Source organism: Delftia tsuruhatensis (assembly GCF_903815225.1).
Classification (GTDB): Bacteria; Pseudomonadota; Gammaproteobacteria; order Burkholderiales; family Burkholderiaceae_C; genus Comamonas; species Comamonas tsuruhatensis_A.
On sequence record NZ_LR813084.1, the window covers coordinates 3961912 to 3981718 of the forward strand.

20 protein-coding genes are annotated in these 19807 nt (G+C 69.7%); 8 read left to right on the forward strand and 12 right to left on the reverse strand.

All coding sequences use genetic code 11. The annotated features are described in order from the left end of the window. Positions 1-7: 7 nt before the first annotated feature. The gene (locus L1Z78_RS17920) at positions 8-655 is read right to left on the reverse strand and encodes a LysE/ArgO family amino acid transporter (RefSeq protein WP_234637732.1); all 648 of its coding nucleotides are present in this window, start codon (positions 653-655) and stop codon (positions 8-10) included. 69 nt (positions 656-724) lie between these two features. Between L1Z78_RS17920 and L1Z78_RS17925 the strand changes: the two genes are divergently transcribed. Beyond that, positions 725-1630 carry an HTH-type transcriptional regulator ArgP gene (locus tag L1Z78_RS17925; RefSeq protein WP_234637733.1) on the forward strand — a complete coding sequence of 302 codons (906 nt, stop codon included), beginning with the start codon at positions 725-727 and terminating at the stop codon, positions 1628-1630. 31 nt (positions 1631-1661) lie between these two features. Here L1Z78_RS17925 and L1Z78_RS17930 read toward each other — a convergent pair whose 3' ends face one another. Next, a complete protein-coding gene (locus L1Z78_RS17930; RefSeq protein WP_234637734.1) occupies positions 1662-2201 on the reverse strand; it encodes a DUF2721 domain-containing protein in 540 nt (179 codons plus the stop codon). A gap of 343 nt (positions 2202-2544) precedes the next feature. On the opposite strand from L1Z78_RS17930, the gene L1Z78_RS17935 reads away from it, so the two are divergent. Continuing rightward, positions 2545-2679, forward strand: coding sequence for a DUF3149 domain-containing protein (locus tag L1Z78_RS17935; RefSeq protein ID WP_234637735.1), 135 nt, complete (start codon positions 2545-2547; stop codon positions 2677-2679). 25 nt (positions 2680-2704) lie between these two features. Here the strand turns inward: L1Z78_RS17935 and L1Z78_RS17940 are convergent, their stop codons facing one another. The 4 genes from L1Z78_RS17940 to L1Z78_RS17955 all read right to left on the reverse strand — a co-directional run bounded on the left by L1Z78_RS17940 (position 2705) and on the right by L1Z78_RS17955 (position 6738). Next, a complete protein-coding gene (locus tag L1Z78_RS17940) occupies positions 2705-2935 on the reverse strand; it encodes a SlyX family protein (RefSeq protein WP_234637736.1) in 231 nt (76 codons plus the stop codon). Further along, positions 2932-4128 (reverse strand): PLP-dependent aminotransferase family protein, encoded by a 1197-nt coding sequence (locus L1Z78_RS17945; RefSeq protein ID WP_234637737.1) that lies wholly within the window; start codon positions 4126-4128, stop codon positions 2932-2934. The genes L1Z78_RS17940 and L1Z78_RS17945 overlap by 4 nt, the downstream gene beginning before the upstream one ends. Positions 4129-4219: 91 nt before the next feature. Next, the gene (locus L1Z78_RS17950; protein ID WP_234637738.1) at positions 4220-5206 is read right to left on the reverse strand and encodes a Bug family tripartite tricarboxylate transporter substrate binding protein; all 987 of its coding nucleotides are present in this window, start codon (positions 5204-5206) and stop codon (positions 4220-4222) included. Positions 5207-5250: 44 nt separating this feature from the next. Further along, positions 5251-6738 carry an amidase gene (locus L1Z78_RS17955; RefSeq protein WP_234637739.1) on the reverse strand — a complete coding sequence of 496 codons (1488 nt, stop codon included), beginning with the start codon at positions 6736-6738 and terminating at the stop codon, positions 5251-5253. A gap of 116 nt (positions 6739-6854) precedes the next feature. On the opposite strand from L1Z78_RS17955, the gene L1Z78_RS17960 reads away from it, so the two are divergent. Beyond that, the gene (locus tag L1Z78_RS17960; RefSeq protein WP_234637740.1) at positions 6855-7760 is read left to right on the forward strand and encodes a LysR family transcriptional regulator; all 906 of its coding nucleotides are present in this window, start codon (positions 6855-6857) and stop codon (positions 7758-7760) included. Positions 7761-7828: 68 nt separating this feature from the next. Beyond that, on the forward strand, positions 7829-8482 hold the full coding sequence (gene nth / locus L1Z78_RS17965; RefSeq protein WP_234637741.1) for an endonuclease III: 654 nt from the start codon (positions 7829-7831) through the stop codon (positions 8480-8482). A 160-nt stretch (positions 8483-8642) separates the two neighbouring features. On the opposite strand, the gene L1Z78_RS17970 is transcribed toward nth, so the two are convergent. Then, complete coding sequence (locus tag L1Z78_RS17970) at positions 8643-9650, reverse strand: Bug family tripartite tricarboxylate transporter substrate binding protein (RefSeq protein ID WP_234637742.1); 1008 nt, start codon at positions 9648-9650, stop codon at positions 8643-8645. A 47-nt stretch (positions 9651-9697) separates the two neighbouring features. Continuing rightward, positions 9698-10186, reverse strand: coding sequence for a DUF3237 domain-containing protein (locus tag L1Z78_RS17975; RefSeq protein WP_234637743.1), 489 nt, complete (start codon positions 10184-10186; stop codon positions 9698-9700). A gap of 104 nt (positions 10187-10290) precedes the next feature. Between L1Z78_RS17975 and L1Z78_RS17980 the strand changes: the two genes are divergently transcribed. Then, positions 10291-11151 (forward strand): helix-turn-helix transcriptional regulator, encoded by an 861-nt coding sequence (locus tag L1Z78_RS17980; RefSeq protein ID WP_326491950.1) that lies wholly within the window; start codon positions 10291-10293, stop codon positions 11149-11151. Here the strand turns inward: L1Z78_RS17980 and L1Z78_RS17985 are convergent, their stop codons facing one another. Beyond that, positions 11152-12159 carry a tripartite tricarboxylate transporter substrate binding protein gene (locus L1Z78_RS17985; RefSeq protein ID WP_234637744.1) on the reverse strand — a complete coding sequence of 336 codons (1008 nt, stop codon included), beginning with the start codon at positions 12157-12159 and terminating at the stop codon, positions 11152-11154. It lies immediately after the preceding gene. A 135-nt stretch (positions 12160-12294) separates the two neighbouring features. Here L1Z78_RS17985 and L1Z78_RS17990 point away from each other — a divergent pair, with 135 nt between their 5' ends. Continuing rightward, positions 12295-13200, forward strand: a complete 906-nt coding sequence (locus L1Z78_RS17990; RefSeq protein WP_234642204.1) for a LysR substrate-binding domain-containing protein — start codon at positions 12295-12297, stop codon at positions 13198-13200. On the opposite strand, the gene L1Z78_RS17995 is transcribed toward L1Z78_RS17990, so the two are convergent. After that, positions 13176-13922, reverse strand: coding sequence for a GNAT family N-acetyltransferase (locus tag L1Z78_RS17995; RefSeq protein WP_234637745.1), 747 nt, complete (start codon positions 13920-13922; stop codon positions 13176-13178). The genes L1Z78_RS17990 and L1Z78_RS17995 overlap by 25 nt on opposite strands. A 112-nt stretch (positions 13923-14034) precedes the next feature. On the opposite strand from L1Z78_RS17995, the gene L1Z78_RS18000 reads away from it, so the two are divergent. Continuing rightward, entirely contained in the window at positions 14035-15507 is a 1473-nt protein-coding gene (locus tag L1Z78_RS18000; protein WP_234642205.1) for a PLP-dependent aminotransferase family protein, read from the forward strand. Between the two features lie 24 nt (positions 15508-15531). Here L1Z78_RS18000 and cobT read toward each other — a convergent pair whose 3' ends face one another. After that, positions 15532-16668: a nicotinate-nucleotide--dimethylbenzimidazole phosphoribosyltransferase gene (gene cobT, locus L1Z78_RS18005; protein ID WP_234637746.1), complete on the reverse strand. Its 1137-nt coding sequence runs from the start codon at positions 16666-16668 to the stop codon at positions 15532-15534. A 97-nt stretch (positions 16669-16765) separates the two neighbouring features. Beyond that, on the reverse strand, positions 16766-18568 hold the full coding sequence (locus L1Z78_RS18010) for a sensor histidine kinase (protein WP_234637747.1): 1803 nt from the start codon (positions 18566-18568) through the stop codon (positions 16766-16768). A 402-nt stretch (positions 18569-18970) separates the two neighbouring features. On the opposite strand from L1Z78_RS18010, the gene L1Z78_RS18015 reads away from it, so the two are divergent. After that, complete coding sequence (locus L1Z78_RS18015) at positions 18971-19738, forward strand: FadR/GntR family transcriptional regulator (protein WP_234637748.1); 768 nt, start codon at positions 18971-18973, stop codon at positions 19736-19738. Positions 19739-19807: the final 69 nt, after the last annotated feature.

Below are 19807 nucleotides of genomic sequence, written 5' to 3' on the forward strand. Positions count from 1 at the left end.
TGCGGCCTCAGGTGCCCACGGGCGCCATGGCGCTGGAGGCCACCCACCAGGCCAGCGCCAGCATCATCACACCCGTCAGGCCATCGAGGATCCGCCATGCGCGCGGCTTCTCGAACAGCCGCTTCATGCGGCGCCCCGCGAAGGCCAGCAGCACGAACCACGACAGGCTGGCCGAGGCCGCACCGATGACATAGACCCACTTGAGCGCGCCTTCCTGGCGCGCGCCTATCGAGCCCATCAACAGCACCGTGTCCAGGTAGACATGGGGATTGAACAGGGTGATCACGGCCAGCGTGGACAGCACGCCCAGCAGCCCGCGCGGCGCCAGTTGCCCCGTCGAGGCCAGTTGCGCATCGGGCGCCAGGGCCATGCGCCACAACGCCATCAGCCCGTAGGCCAGCAGGAACAGGGCACCGCCCAGGGTCAGGTAGCGGGCCAGGTCGGGGTTGCTGCCCAGCAGTTGCGCCATGCCCGCGACACCCACGCCGATGAGCACCACGTCGCTGGCCACGCACCAGGCCACGCAGGCGCGCACATGCTGGCCATGCACGGCCTGGCGCAGCACATAGAGGTTCTGGGCGCCGATGGAGACGATGAGCGAAAGGCACACCGTGAAGCCGGCCAGCCAGGAAGATGAAGCATTTGCAGTCCACATGGGCAGGATTGTCCGATCGGCAAATGATTAAGTAAAATTACATTCACTCAATCAAATGAAGAAACACTAATGCTCGACTACGCCGGACTCGAAGCCCTGGCTGCCGTGGTGCGCGAAGGCAGCTTCGAGCGTGCGGCACGCAAGCTGCACATCACGCCCTCGGCCGTCTCCCAGCGCATCAAGCTGCTGGAGGAGCGCGTGGGCCAGGTGCTGGTGCTGCGTGGCCAGCCCTGCACGGGCACGGAGGCCGGTCGCAGGCTGTGCCTGCACGTGGAACAGGTCGCCCTGCTGGAGAACGATCTGCGGCGCAAGAATCCCGAGCTGGTGCCCGAAGGGCAGATCGCCCTTCCCACGCTCAAGCTCGCCGTCAACGCCGACTCCCTGTCCACCTGGTTCATGGATGCCATGGCCGCCTTCACGCGCGACGGCAACGAGCTGCTGGACATCAGCATCGACGACCAGGACCACACGGCCAAGCGCATACGCGAGGGCGAGGTGCTGGCTGCGGTCACGGCCACCTCCTCGGCCATCCCGGGCTGCAACACCTGGCCACTGGGCCGCATGCGCTACGTGGCCGCCGCCAGCCCCGACTTCATCGCCCGCCACCTGCACGGCGGAGCGACGCCCGAGGCCATGGCGCGCGCGCCCATGATGAGCTTCGGCCGCAAGGACAGCCTGCAGGACCAGTGGCTGCAGCGCCTGGGCATCGAGGGCAGGCGCAGCACGCCACGCCATTTCCTGCCCTCCAACCAGGGCTATACGCGGGCCTGCGAGCTGGGCATGGGCTGGGGCATGCATCCGCCGCTGATGATCGGCGCGCAACTGGCCGAAGGCAGCCTGGTCGAGCTGTTGCCCGGCAACGACCTGGACATTCCCATGTACTGGGCCCACGCCCGCAACGCCCAGGCCAGCCTGCAGCGCCTGACCGACTGCGTGATCCAGGCCGCTGCGGCGTGGCTGGAGCCGATGGAGTGATGCGCGCCCGGCCAGGTCCGCGCAAGCGCGGTCAGGTTCTCCGGGCCGGCTCGCCGGACGGCGGGGTCTGGACCGGATCGAGGGGCTGAGGCCGCTGGATGGTGCGAACGGCCGCCCGCACCCGGGTCAGGGTATGGAAGTCCAGCAGGCTGGTGGCCATGATGGTTTCCCACATGAAGCAGCCCAGGGCCGAGAGGAACATCAGCACGCCGAAGAGAAATCCCAGCACCGCATAGCCATGGCCGTTGATGCCGTAGGCCTCGCCCAGGAACAGCAGGGCGATGGTCAGGCCGATGCAAAAGCCGCACAAGGTCAGCAGCCCTATGCAGACATTGGCCAGCCGGCCGCGCTTGCGCAGGAAGTGCAGTTCCTTGAGGCTGCGGGCGATGAACTCCTCCTCCTGTGGGGAGCGCAGCAGCTCCTCCAGCCGTCGCGCCCGGTCGATGATGCGCGCCAGGCGCCCGGCCACGGCACCGATCATGCCGGCCACGGCCGTCAGAAAGAACACCGGCGCCAGCGCCAGCTGGATGCTGTGGGTGACGGTGTCGGCGTCAAGTGACCAATTGATCATGCTGTCCTCTGAATGTCCTGCGCCGGGGTCTGCGCGATGCGGCCAGTATTGTCGCGGCAAGCGGGGCTGTCGCGGGCCATCGTGGCTGCATTTTCGCGCGCCTTGCAGGGCCGGCACATGCCGGACAGCGGTGGCGATGCCGGCACCTGGGGAGGCATGACGCGCTCTGTCGCGGCAGGGCGGTGCCTGCCGTCGCGCGGCTGAACCGGCTCGGGGTTTGCGCTGCCACAAGCCCCCGGGCCCGCGGCGTTGACCCAGCACAAGCCTCCGGGCGCCAGCCCCGGCGATAGTTGGACCGGAACCCCACCGATACCAACAACCGACAGGAGGACTTGTGAAGCTGATGATCGATCTCTTTTCCACCGACTATGGCCTGATGAGCCTGGGTGTCATCGTCTTCATCCTGATCATGGCGGGCTTCTTCCTGCGCCTGTTCCTGGGCAAGATGAAGCATGTGGCCAGCGAGCCGCTCGAATGAGCGGCCGCCGGACCGGGGCCCACGCTCAATAGTGCGGCGGCAGTTCGTCGCGCAGGTTCGAAGCGCCGGGCGCGGCGCCTTCCGGGACCCGGCGGCGCAGGTCGCGCAGCTCCTCGATGAGCCGATCGATCTGCTGCTGCTGGCGGTAGATGGTCAGGTTCAGCTGTTCCAGCAGATCGTCGGTGTAGCTGGCCTTGATCTCCAGCTCCATCACGCGGGCCTGCAGGGCCTGCACATCCTCATGGCCAGCGCTCATGCCTTGAGCGCCTGCGCCAGGCGCGCGATGCCTTCACGGATCCTGTCCTCGTCCGCCGTGGCGAAGGACAGGCGAAAGCTCGTGGTGTCAGGGTTCTGCGCGAAGAAAGGCGCCCCCGGAACAAAGGCCACGCCCTGGGCGATGGCCCGCCTGGCCAGCTCTGCGGCATCGGCCAGCGCGCCACCCTTGCCGGTCAGGCGCACCCACAGGAACAGGCCGCCCCTGGGCTGCACGAACTCCACGGCATCGCCCAGTTGCTCGCGCAGCGCATCGCCCATGGTCCTGGCGCGGCGCGCATAGACCTCGCGCACATGGGCCAGGGTGGCGGGCATGGCGCCGGACTTCAGGTACTGCGCGGCCGTGGCCTGGGCAAAGGTGCTGGTGTGGGCATCGCTGAACTGCTTGCACATCACGGCGCGTGCCAGCAACTCCTGGGGAGCCACGAGCCAGCCGATGCGCAGACCGGGGCTGAGCACCTTGCTCAGCGAGCCGCAATGCGCCAGCCAGTCGCGGCTGCCGGGCACCTCGCCGGACAGGGCCAGCAGGCTGGGCGGCGGTGCCTCGCCGAAGTACAGGTCGCCATAGGGATCGTCCTCCACCACCAGCGTCTGGTACTTGACGGCCAGCTCCAGCACCTTCCTGCGGCGCTCCAGGCTCAGCATGGCGCCACTGGGGTTGCCGAAGGTGGGAATCAGGTAGACCAGCCTGGGGCGGTGCTCGGCGATCAGTTGCTCCAGCACATCGACCCGGGCGCCCTCGCCGTCGATGGGCGCGCTGATGACCTCGGCGCCATACAGTCGAAAGCACTGGATGGTGGCCAGGAAGGTCGGCCCCTCGACAATGACCTTGTCGCCGGGATTGATCATGGTCTTGCCCAGCAGGTCCAGCGCCTGCTGGCTGCCCGTGGTCACCACCAGCTGGTCGGGCGCCAGCGCGCCCACGCCCTTGGAGGCCATGAAGGCGGCGATCTGCTCGCGCAGGGGCTGGTAGCCCTCGGTCGCACCGTACTGCAGCGCGGCGCCGGGCTCCTGCTGCAGCGCGGCCTGGGAGGCGGCACTGATGCCGGCCACGTCGAACATGGCACTGTCGGGAAAGCCGCCCGCGAAGCTGATGATGCCGGGCTTGCCCAGCAGCTTGAACAGCTCGCGGATGGCGGAGGTTTCTACGTTGTTCAGACGGTCGGCGAATTGCATGGGCAGGTGTCTCGTTGTCGATGCGGTGAAGAAGCGAAGCCCCCATTGTCGCCAATCCTGCCGCAGCTTTCCTGCGGGATCGAGGTCTGCGTCAATCCACCCTGATGTCGGATCGGGCCGCGACGGCGCGCATCCGGGGCAGTTCGCGCTCGATGCGCTCCTGCAACGCGCTGCCCGGGCCCCAGGCCGGCGACAGGCCGATGTCCACGAGCTTCTTTTGCATCACCGGGTCGGCCATGGTGTCGCCCAGCGCCTTCTCCAGCTTCTTCTGGATGGGCGCGGGCAGTCCGGCCGGTGCGAGGAAGGCGAACCAGGTGTCCATGGCAAAGCCCGGATAGCCGCTTTCGGCCACGGTGGGCACCTGCGGCAGCAGGGGCAGGCGTTGCGCGCCCAGGGCGGCGATGGGGCGGATCTTGCCGGCCTTGATCAGCGGCGTGGTGGCCACCACCGTATCCACGGCCACCTGCACCTGGCCGCCCATGAGCGCCGTGAGGCTGGGCGAGCTGCCGTTGAAGGGCACATGCACCATGCGCATGCCTGTGGCGGTCTTGAGCATTTCGCCGCCGAAATGCACGGATGCCCCGGTGCCGAACGACCCATAGGACAGCTTGTCGGGCTCGGCCCTGGCCAGGGCCACCAGGTCCTTGAGGCTTCGCACCGGCACGTCGTTGTTGACCACGAGCACCAGCCCCATGTCGGAGACCAGCCCCAGCGGAGTGAAGCTGCGCAGCGGGTCATAGGGCAGCGAGGCGCGGATCGCGGGGTTCAGCGTCAGCGTGGTGCTGGCGCCCAGCAGCAGCGTGTAGCCATCGGGCGGCGCCTTGGCCACCAGCCCGCCCGCGACCACGGTGCCCGCGCCGGGGCGGTTTTCCACGACCACGGGCTGGCCCAGCTTCTCCGACAGCCCCGTGGCCAGCAGCCGGCCGAGGATGTCGGTGGCGCCTCCCGGCGCGAAGGGCACGACCAGCTTGATCGCATGGTCGGGATAGGCCGGGGCCTGGGCGTGGACGCTGGCAACGGCAAGTGCCATGGCCGAGGCCATCAGACACGACAGGAAGCGGGAACGGGACAAGACCATGGCACGGATCTCCTGGGGACGAGGGAACGGAAACCTGGAACAACTCAGTCAAGCAGCGGGCTGCGCACCCGCGAGAAGCCGCCAGCCCGGTCATAGGCATGGCCGATCTGCAGCACCTGCAGGTCGGCCTGGGCCGGGCCGATGATCTGCAACCCCGCGGGCAGCCCCCCGGGCCCCAGGCCCGCAGGCGCCGCCAGGGCCGGCAACCCGGCCATGGTGGCGGGCACCACGGTCTGCATCCAGCGGTGGTAGGTATCCATCTCGCGGCCGGCCACGGCATGGGGCCAGTCCTGCGCCGCATCGAAGGGGAAGACCTGGGCTGCGGGCAGCACGAGGAAGTCGTGACGCTCGAACAGGCGGCGCAGCGTCTCGTACCAGGCCGAGCGCACGCGCGCTGCCTCGTAGACCGCCATGGCCGGCAAGGCCAGGCCGCGCTCGATCTCCCAGATGGCCTCGGGCTTGAGCAGCGCGCGCTTTGCCGGATCGCGGTACAGCGCGGCATTGGCCCCGGCCACGCTGAAACTGCGCAGGTCGATCCAGGCGTTCCACAGGCGCTCGAAATCGAAGGCTGGCAGAACTTCCTGCACCGAGCAGCCTGCGGCCTCGAAATGGCGCAGCGCCGCGCGGCAGGTCTCGAGCAGGCCCGGCTCCATCGGCAGATGGCCGCCCAGGTCTCCCAGCCAGCCTATGCGCAGGCCCTTGCAGTCGCGCTCCAGCAGCGCGGTCCAGTCCCGGACGGGCTCGCTGCGGTGCGTCAGCGGCAGGCGGGCGTCAAAGCCCGCCTGCACGGACAACAGCAGGGCCAGGTCCGGAATGTCGCGCGCCATGGGGCCGGCAACGCTGAACTGCTGCCAGAACACCTCTTCCGAGGGACCATGCGGCACGCAGCCCACCGAGGTGCGCAATCCATAGACATGGTTGAAGGCGGCCGGCGTGCGCAGCGAGCCCATCATGTCCGAGCCATCGGCCACGGGCAGCATGCGCAGCGCCACGGCCACGCCGGCCCCGCCGCTGCTGCCCCCGGCCGAGCGGGAGGGATCGAAGGCATTGCGCGTCGTGCCATAGACCGGGTTGTAGGTGTGGCCTCCCAGGCCGAACTCCGGGGAATTGCTGCGCGCCACGAACAGCGCACCGCCCGCACGCATGCGCTCGAAGACCACGCAATCGGCCTGCGAGACCTGGCCCGCGAAGAGGGGCGAGCCCTTGGTCGTCACCATGCCGGCGGCCGGCATGATGTCCTTGGGCGCCTGGGGAAAGCCGTGCAGCGGTCCCAGGCTGCGGCCGCGCGCCAGCAGCGCGTCCAGCTCGCGGGCCCGGCCGCGCAAGCCATCGCGGTCCATGGGAGCCACCAACGCATTGACCACCGGGTTGAGCCGGTCGATCTGCGCGCAGTAGGCATGCAGCACCTCCTCGCAGGACAGAGCGCGACGGTGGATGGCCCCGGACAGCGCGGTGGCCGACATCTCCACGATGGCATCTCCCCCTTGTGCCAGCCCAGGCCCGGACACGGCTGCACTTGCGTTCGACTCCATGGATTTCCCCGCTTTCGTGACAGAACGAAGTCAGCATAAGCAGGCGAAAATATTTCGACAATCGCCTTTTTCTCGGCTTATCGTTGCGTTTTTCGCAAACCTGCAAACCCGCCGCCATGCTTTCCAACCGTCTCCAGGACACGGCACTGCGCTACTTTCTCGAAGTGGTGCGCAGCGGCTCGGTCAGCGAAGCCGCCACGCGGCTGAGCGTCTCGCCCTCTGCCGTGAGCCGGCAGGTCGCCGGCCTCGAGGAGATGCTGGGCGTGCCGCTGTTCGAGCGACTGCCCCGCGGCATGGCCCCCAGCCCCGCTGGCGAGCTGCTGGCCGCCCATGCCCGGCGCGGCGCACTGGAGGCCGACCGCGTGGTCTCGGACATCGAGGCGCTGCAGGGCCTGCGCCGGGGCCTGGTGCGCGTGTGCAGCTCGGGCGGCTTCGCCATCGAGTTCCTGCCGCGCGCCATGGCGCTGTTTCGCGAGCAGCATCCTGGCATGCAGTTCCACCTGCGCGTGGAGGCGCCGGCCGCCGTGACCCGCGCGGTGCTCGGCGGCGAGGCAGATCTGGGCCTGACCTACAGCCGCGCGGCCGAGCGCGACATCGAGGTCTGGCACCGCCAGACTTCCCCGGTGGTCGCCATCATGCGGCCCGACCACGCGCTGGCCCGGCACGCCAGTCTCACCCTGGCCCAGATGCATCCCCATCCCATCGCCCTGCCCGAGGACGCCAACACCGCGCGCCAGCTCTTCGACATCGCCTGCGGCCACCGGCGCCTGGTGTTCGAGCCCGCCCTGGTCAGCGGCCAGTTCGAGACGCTGGTGCATTTCGTGCTGCACGGCGGCGGCCTGTCCCTGGGCGGCGAGGTCACCATGCGCGAACGCATACAGCGCGGCGAGCTGCATGCCGCCACCATCCGCGAGCGCGGCATGAACGCCCGCGCCATCGAGCTGCAGACGCTGGCGGGACGCACGCTGTCCAAGGGTGTGCGCGCCTTCGTGGAGCACCTGAAGGTGCTGCTGCCGGGGTGAGAGCCCGTGCCCCCTGCACCCTCTTGCACGACAATGCTTGCCACATCGATGGATACGCGCTCCCCACAATGAAAACCACCAGCATCGAACCCTTCTTCGCCACCCTCAAGGCCGCCAATCCCTCGCCCCAGACCGAGCTGGAATACACCAATGTGTTCGAGCTGCTGTCGGCGGTGCTGCTTTCCGCGCAGGCCACCGACGTGGGCGTGAACAAGGCCACGCGCAAGCTGTTCCCGGTCGCCAACACGCCGCAGGCCATCCTGGATCTGGGCCTGGAGGGTCTGGAGAACCATATCAAGACCATCGGCCTGTACCGCAGCAAGGCCAGGCACCTGATGCAGACCTGCCAGATCCTCGTGGAGCGCCATGGCGGCCGCGTCCCGCGCACACGCGAGGAACTGGAAGCGCTGCCCGGCGTGGGCCGCAAGACGGCCAACGTGGTGCTCAACGTGGCCTTCGGCGAACCCACCATGGCCGTGGACACGCACATCTTCCGCGTGGGCAACCGCACGGGCCTGGCGCCGGGCAAGACGCCTCTGGCCGTGGAACTGCAGCTGATGAAGCGCGTGCCGCCGGCCTATGCCGTGGACTCGCACCACTGGCTCATCCTGCTGGGGCGCTACGTTTGCCAGGCGCGCAAGCCGCGCTGCTGGGAATGCGTGGTGGCGCCCTACTGCGACTTCTCGCCCAAGACGCCTGCGCCCGCCGCGGGCAAGCGCTGAGGCGCTTGGGAGCGTCTGGTTTTCCTGCAAGGCAGTAACATCACTACACCGCAAAACGCCTTCAGGAGTGCTGCCATGACGGTGGCAACGCGAAACGTGGCCGATTTCACCGCAACGGGGGTTGCAATCGTCAACCCCTGGCAGCCTCTGGACCCCCTCCTCAATCCGCCCTGAACCCCGTGGCCGCCACGGCCTTGCCCCAGGTGGCCGTGTCGGCGCGCATGATGCGTGCCAGTTCCTCGCCCGTGGTGCCCGTCACGCGAAAGCCGGCCTCCTCCAGGCGGCTGCGGCTGTCGGGCTGCTGCAGGGCGCGCACGATGTCGGCCTGCAGTCTGGCCACGATCTCGGGCGAGGTCTTCGCGGGGGCAACGATGCCGAACCAGGAATTGAACTCCAGCGACGGATAGCCCTGCTCCTTGATCGTCGGCACCTCGGGCATGGCCTGGGTGCGCGTGGCGCCCGTGCTGCCGAGGGCCACCAGCTTGCCCGCCTTGACCTGGGGTGCGGCCAGGGCCGTCGTGGCGAAGACGGCCTGCACGTCGCCGCTGAACAGACCGCCCAGCGCATCGTTGGTGTTCTTGTAGTGCACGGGCTCGGGCTTGAGCTGCACGGCATTGCCGAACATGAAGGCGCCGAAGTGGCCCGGCGTTCCGGCGCCGAAGGTGGCGATGAACAGTTGCTTGCGCTGGCGCGCCCAGGTCACGAAATCGGGCACATTGCGGGCCGGCACCTTCTGCGGATTGACCAGCAGCACGAAGTCCGAGGTCACGACCTGGCTGACGGGAATGAAATCCTTTTGCGGGTCGTAGGGCAGGCGCTGGTAGGTGTTGGGCGCGATGCTGAGCTGGCCGGTCTCGCCCAGCATCAGCGTGTAGCCGTCGGCCGGGACGCGGGCGGCCTCGCTCGCAGCGATCAGCCCGCCAGCGCCCGGCTTGTTGTCCACGACCACGCCCAGGTTGCCCCATTGCTCGGAGAGTTTCTGCGCCAGCAGCCGCGCCACGATGTCCGGCCCCGTTCCCGCAGGAAAGCCGACGAGCAGGCGCACGGGCTTGCTCGGGAAGGCCGGCTGCGCGCCGGCCACGGTCCAGGGTGCCAGGCCGGTGAACAGCACGGCGGCAAAAGCGGCAGCCACAGCGCCGCGGCGCGCCTTCGATGCTTGGTTTTTCATGGGTGTTGTCTCCTGCATTGTGGTTATCGAGGTGAGAAAGGCGCGGCTCAGAGCAGTGCGTGAAAGCGCATCTGCACGCGGTCGGGATGGCGCGCACCCGTGCCGATGAACAGGCGTTCGTTGACCCAGGCCAGCGCCCGGCTGGCCGTCTCCAGTCGCGGCGCGCAGCGGAAATAGATCCGCGCCGGATCCACGGGCTCCCCGCGCGCCAGCCTGGCCATGAGCCGCGGATCACCGCTGCGCAGCGCCTGGTTGCTGACATAGATCAGATCGCCGCCGTCGGTCTCCAGCGCATAGCGCGCATCGAGTTCGGCCAGGCCTTCGTGCACGATGCGCTGGAAGTCGGCGCCGCCGGGCAGCACGCGAGCGCTCCAGCCATCGCCGCGTGCCGTGCCGCCCAGGATGGGAATCAGCCGGCGGCCGCCGTAGACAGTGACGCCGACCTCCTGCGGCCGGCCCACCTCCACGCTCAGGTCGGCAAAGAAGCGAAAGCACGGATCGGGCAAGGCGCCGAGGTCTGCAGAGTCGTGGGGCATGGTGCGGTGGGTCCGGTGAACAACTGCAAGCTAGCGTAAGCACCATTGCCCGGCGAGACTGTCATCCCAGAAGATGACAGCGCCCTGCCTGCCGACACCCCATCTTGAGACACTGGACCACCCCCCGCGCCGCCACGGCGGACCACAGCTTCGACAGCACTGCCCTGCCCGCCAATGCGCTGGGCAGCATGGTGCACCGCCTGGGCGAGCCGGGCTTTGCGCAGCAGGTGCTGCAATCCATGCGCCCGCTCATGCCCGTGGCGTCCTGGTCGGTCTACCGCACCGGCCCGCGCAGCCAGCCCTGCCTGTACATGTCGGCCAGCAGCGAGGCGCGCGACACCACGCGCGACTGCTGGTGGGCCTATCTGTCGGGTCCCTATCTGCGCGACAGCACCTGGAACCATGGCGATGCGGCCGGGCCGCGCGCCGCCACTGCGCTGTGCCACATCACGGCCCAGGAGGTCGGCGGCGAGCACCGCGCCCTGGTCTATGACGCGCACGGCATGGCCGAGCGCGTGTCCATCATCGAGCACCAGGAGGACGGCGGCATCTTCGCCGTCAACTTCTACCGCCACCAGCACCAGCACGCGCTGGACGACGCCCAGATCGGCCAATTCGAGGCCATGGCGCCCGCGCTGCTGGCCCTGGCGCACAAGCACATCGCGCTGACCCAGGCCCATGGCAGTGCGGCCGGCACCGCTGCAGCGGCAGCCCCCCCGCCACCGAAGCTGCGCCATACCCTGCCCGCGCTGCGCATGCGGCTGCTGCAGGCGCAGGCGGATCTCACGCCGCGCGAACTCGACGTCTGCGCGCGCCTGCTGCAGGGCATGACGCACGAGGGCGTCGCCAGCGACCTGGCGCTGAGCCTGGCCACCGTCAAGACCTACCGCAACCGCGCGTTCGCGCGGCTGGGCATCCACTTTCGCAGCGAACTGTTCGCGCTGGCCCTGGAGCCTGGGGACTGACTAGTCCAGCGAGGCGCCGGACGCCTTGACGATGCGCGCCCACTTGGCGATGTCCTCGCGCAGCAGGGCTGCCATCTGCACGGGGCTCACCGGCCTGTCGGCGGGTCCGGCCAATTCCACGCCCGAGGCCTCCAGCTTCGTGCGCAGATCGCCGGCCGCCAGCGCGCGGGCCATGCCGTCCTGCAGTTGCGCCAGCACCGGGCCGGGCACACCCTCGGGTGCGAACAGGCCCACCCACAGCGTGCCGTTGTAGCCCGGCACGGTCTCGCCTATCGTGGGCACCTCGGGCAGCAAGGGCGAGCGCGCGCCGCCGCTGACGGCCAGCGCGCGCAGCCTGCCGGCCTGGATATGGGGCAGCGTGGAAGGCAGGCTGCCGAACAGCAGCGGCACCTGGCCGCCCAGCACATCGTTGAGCGCGGGCGCCACGCCCTTGTAGGGCACGTGCTGCAGATGGATGCCGGCCATGCTGTTGAGCATCTCGCCCAGCAGATGGTTGAGCGTGCCGTTGCCGGCCGAGGCATAGCGGTACTCATCGGGCCGGCCACGGGCCATGGCGATCAGCTCGGGCACCGACTTCGCGGGGAAGTCCGGATGGGCCAGCAGCACATTGGGCACCGAGCCGATCAGGCCGATGGGCCGGAAATCCTTGACCGGATCGAACCCGGGCTTGCGGTAGAGCGCGGGATTGATGGCCTGGCTGCTGCTGATGGTCATCAGCAAGGTGTGGCCGTCCCTGGCCGCCTTGGCCACGGCCTGGGTGCCGATGTTGCCGCCGGCACCGGGACGGTTCTCGACCACCACGCTGGTGCCCAGCACCTCGGCCAGCTTCTGGCTGACCAGCCGGCCCACGATGTCGTTCGTGCCGCCCGGCGCCTGGGGGACGATCATCACGATGGGCCGCGCGGGCCAGGCCTGGGCACGGGACAGCAGCGGCGCGCCCATCGCGACGGCCAGCAGGGTTCGGCGGCGCAAAAGGCCCCGGGGTGTGGGAAAGAGGGAAGTCGGCATGGGCCATGTCTCCATTTGTTCTTGTCGCAAGACCCCATGGTTGCCCGCCCCGCGCCAGCGCACAATCGCGCATTTCGTGATCCGGCCTTCGGATTTTCCAAACCCTCGCCGCCGCCCATGCCTTCCTCGACCTCCATGCACTTCGACCTCACGGACCTGCGCCTGTTCGTGCACGCCGCCGAACAGGGCAGCCTGACCCGGGCCTCGGAAAGGCAGCACCTGTCGCTGGCCGCTGCCAGCCAGCGCATCAAGGCACTGGAGGAGCAATCGGGCCTGCCGCTGCTGTACCGCGAGGCACGCGGCGTGCGGCCCACGCCTGCGGGAGAGGCCTTCCTGCACCACGCGCGCGGCATGCTGCTGCAGGCCGAGCAATTGCGACATGACCTGCAGGAATATGGCGCCGGCCTGCGCGGCCATGTGCGGGTGTTCGCCAACACCACGGCCGTCACCGATTTCCTGCCCGAGATCCTGCCCTCCTTCCTGTCGGCCCATCCGCAGGTGAACGTGGACCTGCAGGAGCGCCCCAATGCCGAAATAGCGCGCGGCGTGCTCGACGGCCGGGCCGACCTGGGCATCGTGGCCGGACAGGTGGACACGCTGGGCCTGCAGACCATCCACTTCAGCACCGACCGCCTGGTGCTGGCCACGCCCCGCGGCCACCGCTTCGCGCGGCGCAGGCGCATCGACTTTGCCGAGACGCTGGACGAGGACGCCATCGGAATGCAGCAGGGCAGCACGCTGCAGACCTTTCTGGCGGGTGTGACGGAGCGCCTGGGCAAGCCCATGAAGCTGCGCATACAGCTGTCCAGCTTCGATGCCATGTGCCGCATGATCGGCGCGGGCGTGGGCATAGGCATCGTTCCCGAGAGCGCCGCGCGCCGCAACCGCGACAGCATGCGGCTGGCCCTGATCGAGCTGACCGACCCCTGGAGCGTGCGCGAGCGCCGCATCCTGGTGCGCGACCAGGGCCGGCTGCCGCGCCATGCACAGGCCCTGATCGAGGTGCTGCAGGCGTTCTACGCCACGCCGACAGGTTCCTGAGCCCGTGGCGCACCCTGCTCCATCAGGCTGGCCAGCGAACGGATCTGCCCGCCCTGCGCATCGAAGTTGCCCGGCTCCAGCCAGCGCTGGAATGCCGCGCGCAGCACTGGCCACTCGCTGTCGATGATGGAAAACCAGGCGGTATCGCGGCTGCGGCCCTTGTAGACCACGACCTGGCGGAAGATGCCCTCGAACCGGAAGCCCAGGCGCGCCGCCGCCGCGCGTGAGGGAGCGTTCAGGCTGTCGCACTTCCATTCGTAGCGGCGGTAGCCCAGCTCGTCGAACACACGCTGCATCAGCAGGAACTGCGCCTCCGTGGCCGCGCGCGTGCGCTTGAGCCGGGGCGAATAGCACACGAAGCCCACTTCCACCACGCCGCTGGCGGCATCCACGCGCATCAAGGCCAGCGTGCCGATGGCGCGGCCCGTGGCCAGGTCGATGACGGCGTGGTGCAAGGGGTCGTCACCGGCCTGTGCCGATTCGGCGAACTGGCGGTAGGCCCGCGCATCGGGGAACGGCCCCACCGACATGTAGGTCCAGTCGCCGGCGTCCGGCGCCAGGCTGAAGGCCTCGTACAGGTCGGCGGCATGGCGCTCGACCGACAGGGGCTCCAGCCGGCAGTAGCGGCCCTCGACGGGCGTGCGTGGCGGGCGCTGGCGCGGGGTCCAGTCGGGCAGCCCGGGGCCTACGGGCTGGTGCAGGGCATTGGTTGCGGTGGGCATGGAAGAGATTCCTTGTCATGGTCAATGGCAAGGCCACGATAGTCCGCCGGTGGCATCATGGAAAGCTCCAGCCGATGATGTTTTCATGGTGCCACGCCACAGCGATCCGATCATGCACACGCCCGACCTGCTCACCAGCCCCCTGAGAACGGGCCTCGGCGCGCCGGGGCGCCAGCAGCAGCTGATCCAGCGCCTGAAGCAGGCCATCCTGACGGGCCGGCTGCCGGCCGGCGACCGCCTGCCCTCCTCCCGCTCGCTGGCGCAGGAACTGGAGGTCTCGCGCAATACGGTGCTGATCGCCTACGAACAGCTGGCGGCGGAAGGCTATGTGTCCGCCGACCGCCAGGGCACGCGCGTGGCGCCGGTATCCGCCCTGTCCAGGTCGGCGGCCAGGGCCGTGACGGACACCGTGGCTGCCGCCCAGGCCCCTGCCACCGCCCGGCGCCTGGTCCGGATCGTCCCCACCCGCCATGCCATGGATCGCAGCCTGCCGCTGACACCGGGCACGCCCGCGCTGGACCGTTTTCCCATCCAGGCCTGGCGCCGCGCCCAGGACCGCGCGCTGCGTGCCGCGCCCGTGCATGCGCTGGACTATGGCGACCCGGCGGGAGAGCCCGCCCTGCGCGAGGCCATCGCCCAATACCTGCGCATCTCGCGCGGCGTGCGCTGCGACGCCTCGCGCGTGGTCATCACCGAGGGCGCCCAGGGGGCACTGGCGCTGTGCGTGCAACTGCTCACCAACCCGGGTGACCATGCCTGGCTGGAAGAGCCGGGCTACCGGGGGGCGAAATCGGCCTTTGCGGGCGGCGACCTGCACGTCAGCGCTCTGCGTGTCGATGCGGACGGAGCCCTCATCCCGCCCGCGCTGTGGGACACCCATCCGCCCCGACTGATCCAGGTCACGCCGTCGCACCAATACCCCACGGGCGCCGTGCTTTCGGTGGCGCGCCGACTGGACCTGCTGGAGCGCGCGCGCCGTGCGGGCGCCTGGATCATCGAGGACGACTACGACAGCGAGTTCCGCCACCAGGGCACGCCCATCGCCGCCATGCAGGGCCAGGTGCCCGATGCGCCCGTGCTCTATGTGGGCACCTTCAGCAAGACCATGTTCCCGGCGCTGCGCCTGGGCTTCCTCGTGCTGCCGCAGGCGCTGGGGGCCAGCGCCTGCCGCGCCGTGCCGGAGATGCTGCGCGGCGGCCACCGGCTGGAACAGCTGGCCATGGCGGATTTCATGGAAAGCGGCCAGTTCTCGCGCCACCTGGGCCGCATGCGGCGCCTGTACCGCGAGCGCCAGGCCGCGCTGCGCGAGGCCCTGGCCACGCAGCTGGGCATGGAGCACGAGGTATTGGGCGGCCAGGGAGGCCTGCACCTGACGGTGCGCCTGCCGCCAGGGCTTGCCGACAAGGCGATCGCCGAACAGGCCCGCCGCGCCGGCATGAACCCGGCCGCCCTGTCCTCCTTCGCCATGGCGCCGCTGCCCCAGGACAACGGCCTGGTGATCGGCTACGGCAACACCGATGCCACGCGCTTTGCCGCGCTGGTCAGGCGGCTGGGCAGGCTGGCCAGCCCCCTGCCCGGCCCGTAGGGTGTGCCATGCCGCCAGCGCCGGCTACGCCGCTTCAGAGCGGGTGCTCACCCCCGCCTGCTCGAAGCTGGCCATCTCGCCCAGCATGGCGCAGGCCGACACCAGCAGCGGCCAGGCCAGGGCCGCGCCCGAGCCCTCGCCCAGGCGCAACTGCCAGTCCAGCAAAGGCTCGGCGCCCAGATGGGCCAGCATGCGCACATGGCCTGGCTCGCCCGAGCGGTGCGAGAACACGCAGCGCTCCAGCACGGCCGGCTGCAGGCGGCAGGCCACGAGCACGGCGGCCGTGGTGATGAAGCCGTCGACCACGATGACACGCCGCTGGGCGGCGGCCTCCAGCACGGCCCCCACCATGGTGGCGACCTCGAATCCCCCCATGGCCGCCAGCGCCTCCAGAGGCTGCGTGGCCCGGGCGTGCCGTTGCAGCACCTCCTGGAGCACCCCGATCTTGCGCGCCAGCCCGGCCGCATCCAGTCCTGTGCCGGCGCCCGTGACCTCGGCCAGCGGCTCGCCGCACAGCTGCGCCAGCAGCAGCGAGGCGCTGGAGGTGTTGCCTATGCCCATCTCGCCCAGCAGCAGCGCATTGCCCGGCAACTGGCGCACCAGGGCCGCGCCATTGCGCAGGGCCATCTCGCATTCGATGGCCGTCATCGCGGGCCCCTGGCTGCAGTCGCGCGTGCCGTAGCCCAGCTTGCGGCGCCAAAGCCGCGGCTGGCCGGGGCGGGGCAGCTTGTCGTCGGGGTCCTGCTCGCGCGGCGCGAAGTCACGCGCCACGCCGCAGTCCACCACGTTCAGCGCCAGGCCGTGCTGGCGCGCCAGCACGCTGACGGCGGCACCGCCGGCCATGAAGTTCTCGACCATCTGCCAGGTCACATCCACGGGGTAGGCCGACACGCCGCGCGCGGCCAGCCCGTGGTCGGCCGCGAACACCAGCATCTGCGGCTGCTCCAGGCGCGGCCGCTCGCTGCCGAGGATGCAGGCGATGCGCAGCGCCAGTGCCTCCAGCCGGCCCAGCGCCCCCAGGGGCTTGGTCTTGTGATCTATGGCGTGCTGCACGCGCCGGGCGAAGGCGGCATCTGCCAGCGGTTCGATGCGGGGCACGGCCCCGGCAAGGGCGGGCGTGCCGCGATCGAGGGGTTCTGGGGAGGTCGTTGGAGTGGGCATGGCGGGACGGCGCCCGGGGCCGGGAACGGCCGGCGCAGGCAGTTGCAAATACGCAAGTATCGCGCGCCCCGGGGCACCGCGAACGCGTTGCGGCGGCTCAGGCCTGCGATGGCAGGGCGGGCTGCGGCTGCAGCGCCACCTCCACGCGCACCACGGTGGCGCCGGGCCCGGACTCCACCGTCAGCACGCCGCCGATGCGCTCGGCGCGCGCGGCCATGCTGCGCATGCCCACGCTCAGGCCCGCGCGCCGCACGGCCTCCACGTCGAAGCCCACGCCGTCATCCTCGATGCGCACCACCAGCAGGTCGGCGCCGGGCTGCGTGCACTGCACATGCACATGGCGGGCCCGGCTGTGCTTGATGGCGTTGGACAAGGCCTCCTCCACCAGCCGTGTCAGGCCCAGGCACTGCAGTGCGCTGGGCATTTGGCGCCACTGGGCGGCGATGTCCCAGCGCGAGGACACGCCCAGCTCGTCGAGGATGCGCGTGAAGCGGTGGCGCAGCGGCGCAGCCCAGTGCACCGGTGTGCGGGGGACGGCCGCGCCCGCGCTGGAGCCCTGGTCTATGACCTGGCGCAGGTCGTCGCGCAACAGCTTGAGCAACGACAGCACGCGCTCGCTGGGCAGCGGCTGCGGCGCCTGCTCCACCAGGGCCATGCTGCGCACCAGGCTGCCGCCCAGGCCGTCGTGCAGGTCGTGGGCGATGCGCATGCGCTCCTGCAGCCTGGCGTTCTCCAGCGCCTGGGCATGCTCGCGCGCCGCCGCCCGGGCCAGTTCCGCACGCGCGCCCGCGACATGGGCGGCCAGCTCCTGGTTGAAGCGCTCCATGCCGCGCATCTGCTGGGCCAGCTGGCCACCCAGCAGCAGCACCATCAACGAGATGATCAGCAGGCCGCTCATGGTGGCCCAGCTGCGCGCCACCTGCCACACGCCCAGCACCCCCGACAGGTCATGCACGGCCACCACCACGAACACCATCCAGCACATGGCCAGCAGCACATACCTGCGCTGGCGTCCTTCAGGCCGCGGGCGCCAGGCATGCCACTGGAACTGCAGGCAGTTGGCCAGAAACACGCCCATGGCTCCCAGCCAGATACCGGTGAACCAGCGCCCCGCCACTGCCTGCGGCACGACCAGCGACGCCACCGCGCCCAACGTGGCGAGCACCCACAGGGCACGCTCCACGAACGGCAGCCGCTGGCCACCGAAACGGAAGGTGAGCAGGCAGGCGCACAGCACATACCACACCAGCGCCACCAGGCTGACGCGCGACTTGGTCAGCGTATCGGACCAGGGCCAGGGCGTGTCGGCCACGAAGGTGGTGAGGTACAGCAGCCATCCCAGGCACATGAGGCCGAACCAGCCATAGGCCTGCTCCTGCCGCCTCAGGCACCACACCAGCAGGAACAATGCGGCCGCCACGGCCGACAGCACGGCATTGATGAAGTACAGCGTGCGCTGCTGCCACAGCTGCTGCGCATGCCGCTGCGCCACGGCCTGCGGGCTGCCCAGCCGCAAGGCGCCCAGGCCCGGCGACAGCGCCGCCAGCCCCACCACGCGCACCCAGATCGTGTTGACCCCCTCATGCAGGGAGGACTCCGGCAGCAGCCACCAGCGCGGCATGTTCCAGCTGCGCGACAACGGCTCCACCAGGGAAGCGTCGCGCCACAGCAGATCATCGTTGATGAAGACCTCGCCCGCCATGCTGATGCCATCCAGGCCCAGGGCCACGGGCCCGGCGGATGCGGCACAGCCGCGCTCCCATTCGATGCGGTACCAGGCCGCGCCATCGTGGCCGGGCCAGCGCCGCGACCACATGTCGGGCAAGGTCACGGGCACCCAGCCCTGCGCGGGGCGCAGGGCCCCGGGCCCCGCCTCCTCCGCAGCCAGCACGGACAACATGCGGGGCGCGCAGTCCTGCGCCAACGCCTGGGTCCATCCCGGCAGGCACAGGCACCAGGCGCACAGCACGATGGCCCATCGGCATCTGTGCAGCCTCCTGAACAGGGTCCGGCAAAGCAGGAGGCAAAGGCGGTTCATGCGTGACGACAAGGGATCGAACAGACAACAGTCGGGAAGGGGTGGCCACGACACCCGCCGCACCGGCGGGGCCGCGCCATGGTAGGGCCGCGCCGCCGGTACGGGCATCCCTGGAATCAGGGAATTTGGCGGCTCTGGCGCAGATTAACCAGTTTCAGCGATTTTGCGAACGGCCGGTGCCTGCGGCGATGCCAAGCCTGCGCCGACACCGCAACCCGTTCTGAGACAATCGCAGCCACCCGTGTCTCTCCAGTCCCCACCTCCATGACGGTTTCCTTCTCGGCCATCCAGCCCGGTCTCAAGCTCGCAGACCAGGTTGCCCAGCAGCTCGAAGCGCGCATCCGCTCCGGCAATCTGCAGCCGGGCCAGAAGCTGCCGACCGAGGCCGAACTCGTGCAGCAGCTCGAAGTCAGCCGCACCGTGGTGCGCGAGGCGGTGTCCCAGCTCAAGTCGCGCAACCTGGTGGAGTCGCGCCAGGGCAGCGGCATGTATGTGAAGACGGCGGGCATCGAGCCGCTGGACTTCGAGGGCCTGCCCGCGGCCGGCAAGAACGCCGTGATCCAGATCGCGGAAGTGCGCCGCGCGCTGGAAGCCGAGGTGGCCGAGCTGGCCGCGCGGCGTCGCAGCGAAGAAGACATGCAGCGCATCCACCGGGCCGAGGAAGCCCTGGCCGAGGCCGTGCGCCTGGGCCGCGATGGCGTGCAGGAGGACATGGACTTCCATCGCGCCATTGCGCAGGCCTCCGGCAACCCCTTTCTCATCAGCACGCTGGACTACCTGTCGCAATTCCTGCGCAATGCCATGCGCATCACCCGCGCCAACGAGGCACGGCGCGACGACTTCGGCAAGGCGGTCGAGCAGGAGCACCACGCCATGGTGCTGGCCATCGCGGCCGGCGATCCCAAGGCGGCGCGCAAGGCCGCCGCCACCCACATGAGCAATGCCATCAGCCGCATACAGCGCGCCGATGCCAGCTTCTGGGAGCAGGACGGCGAGCGCCTGGCCCGCGACATCCTGGCCACCAGGCCCTGAGCCTTCGGGTCACCTCGGCCGCACCCAAGGGTTAATACTTGGTTTTGATTTTTTCCACAAATTTGTATG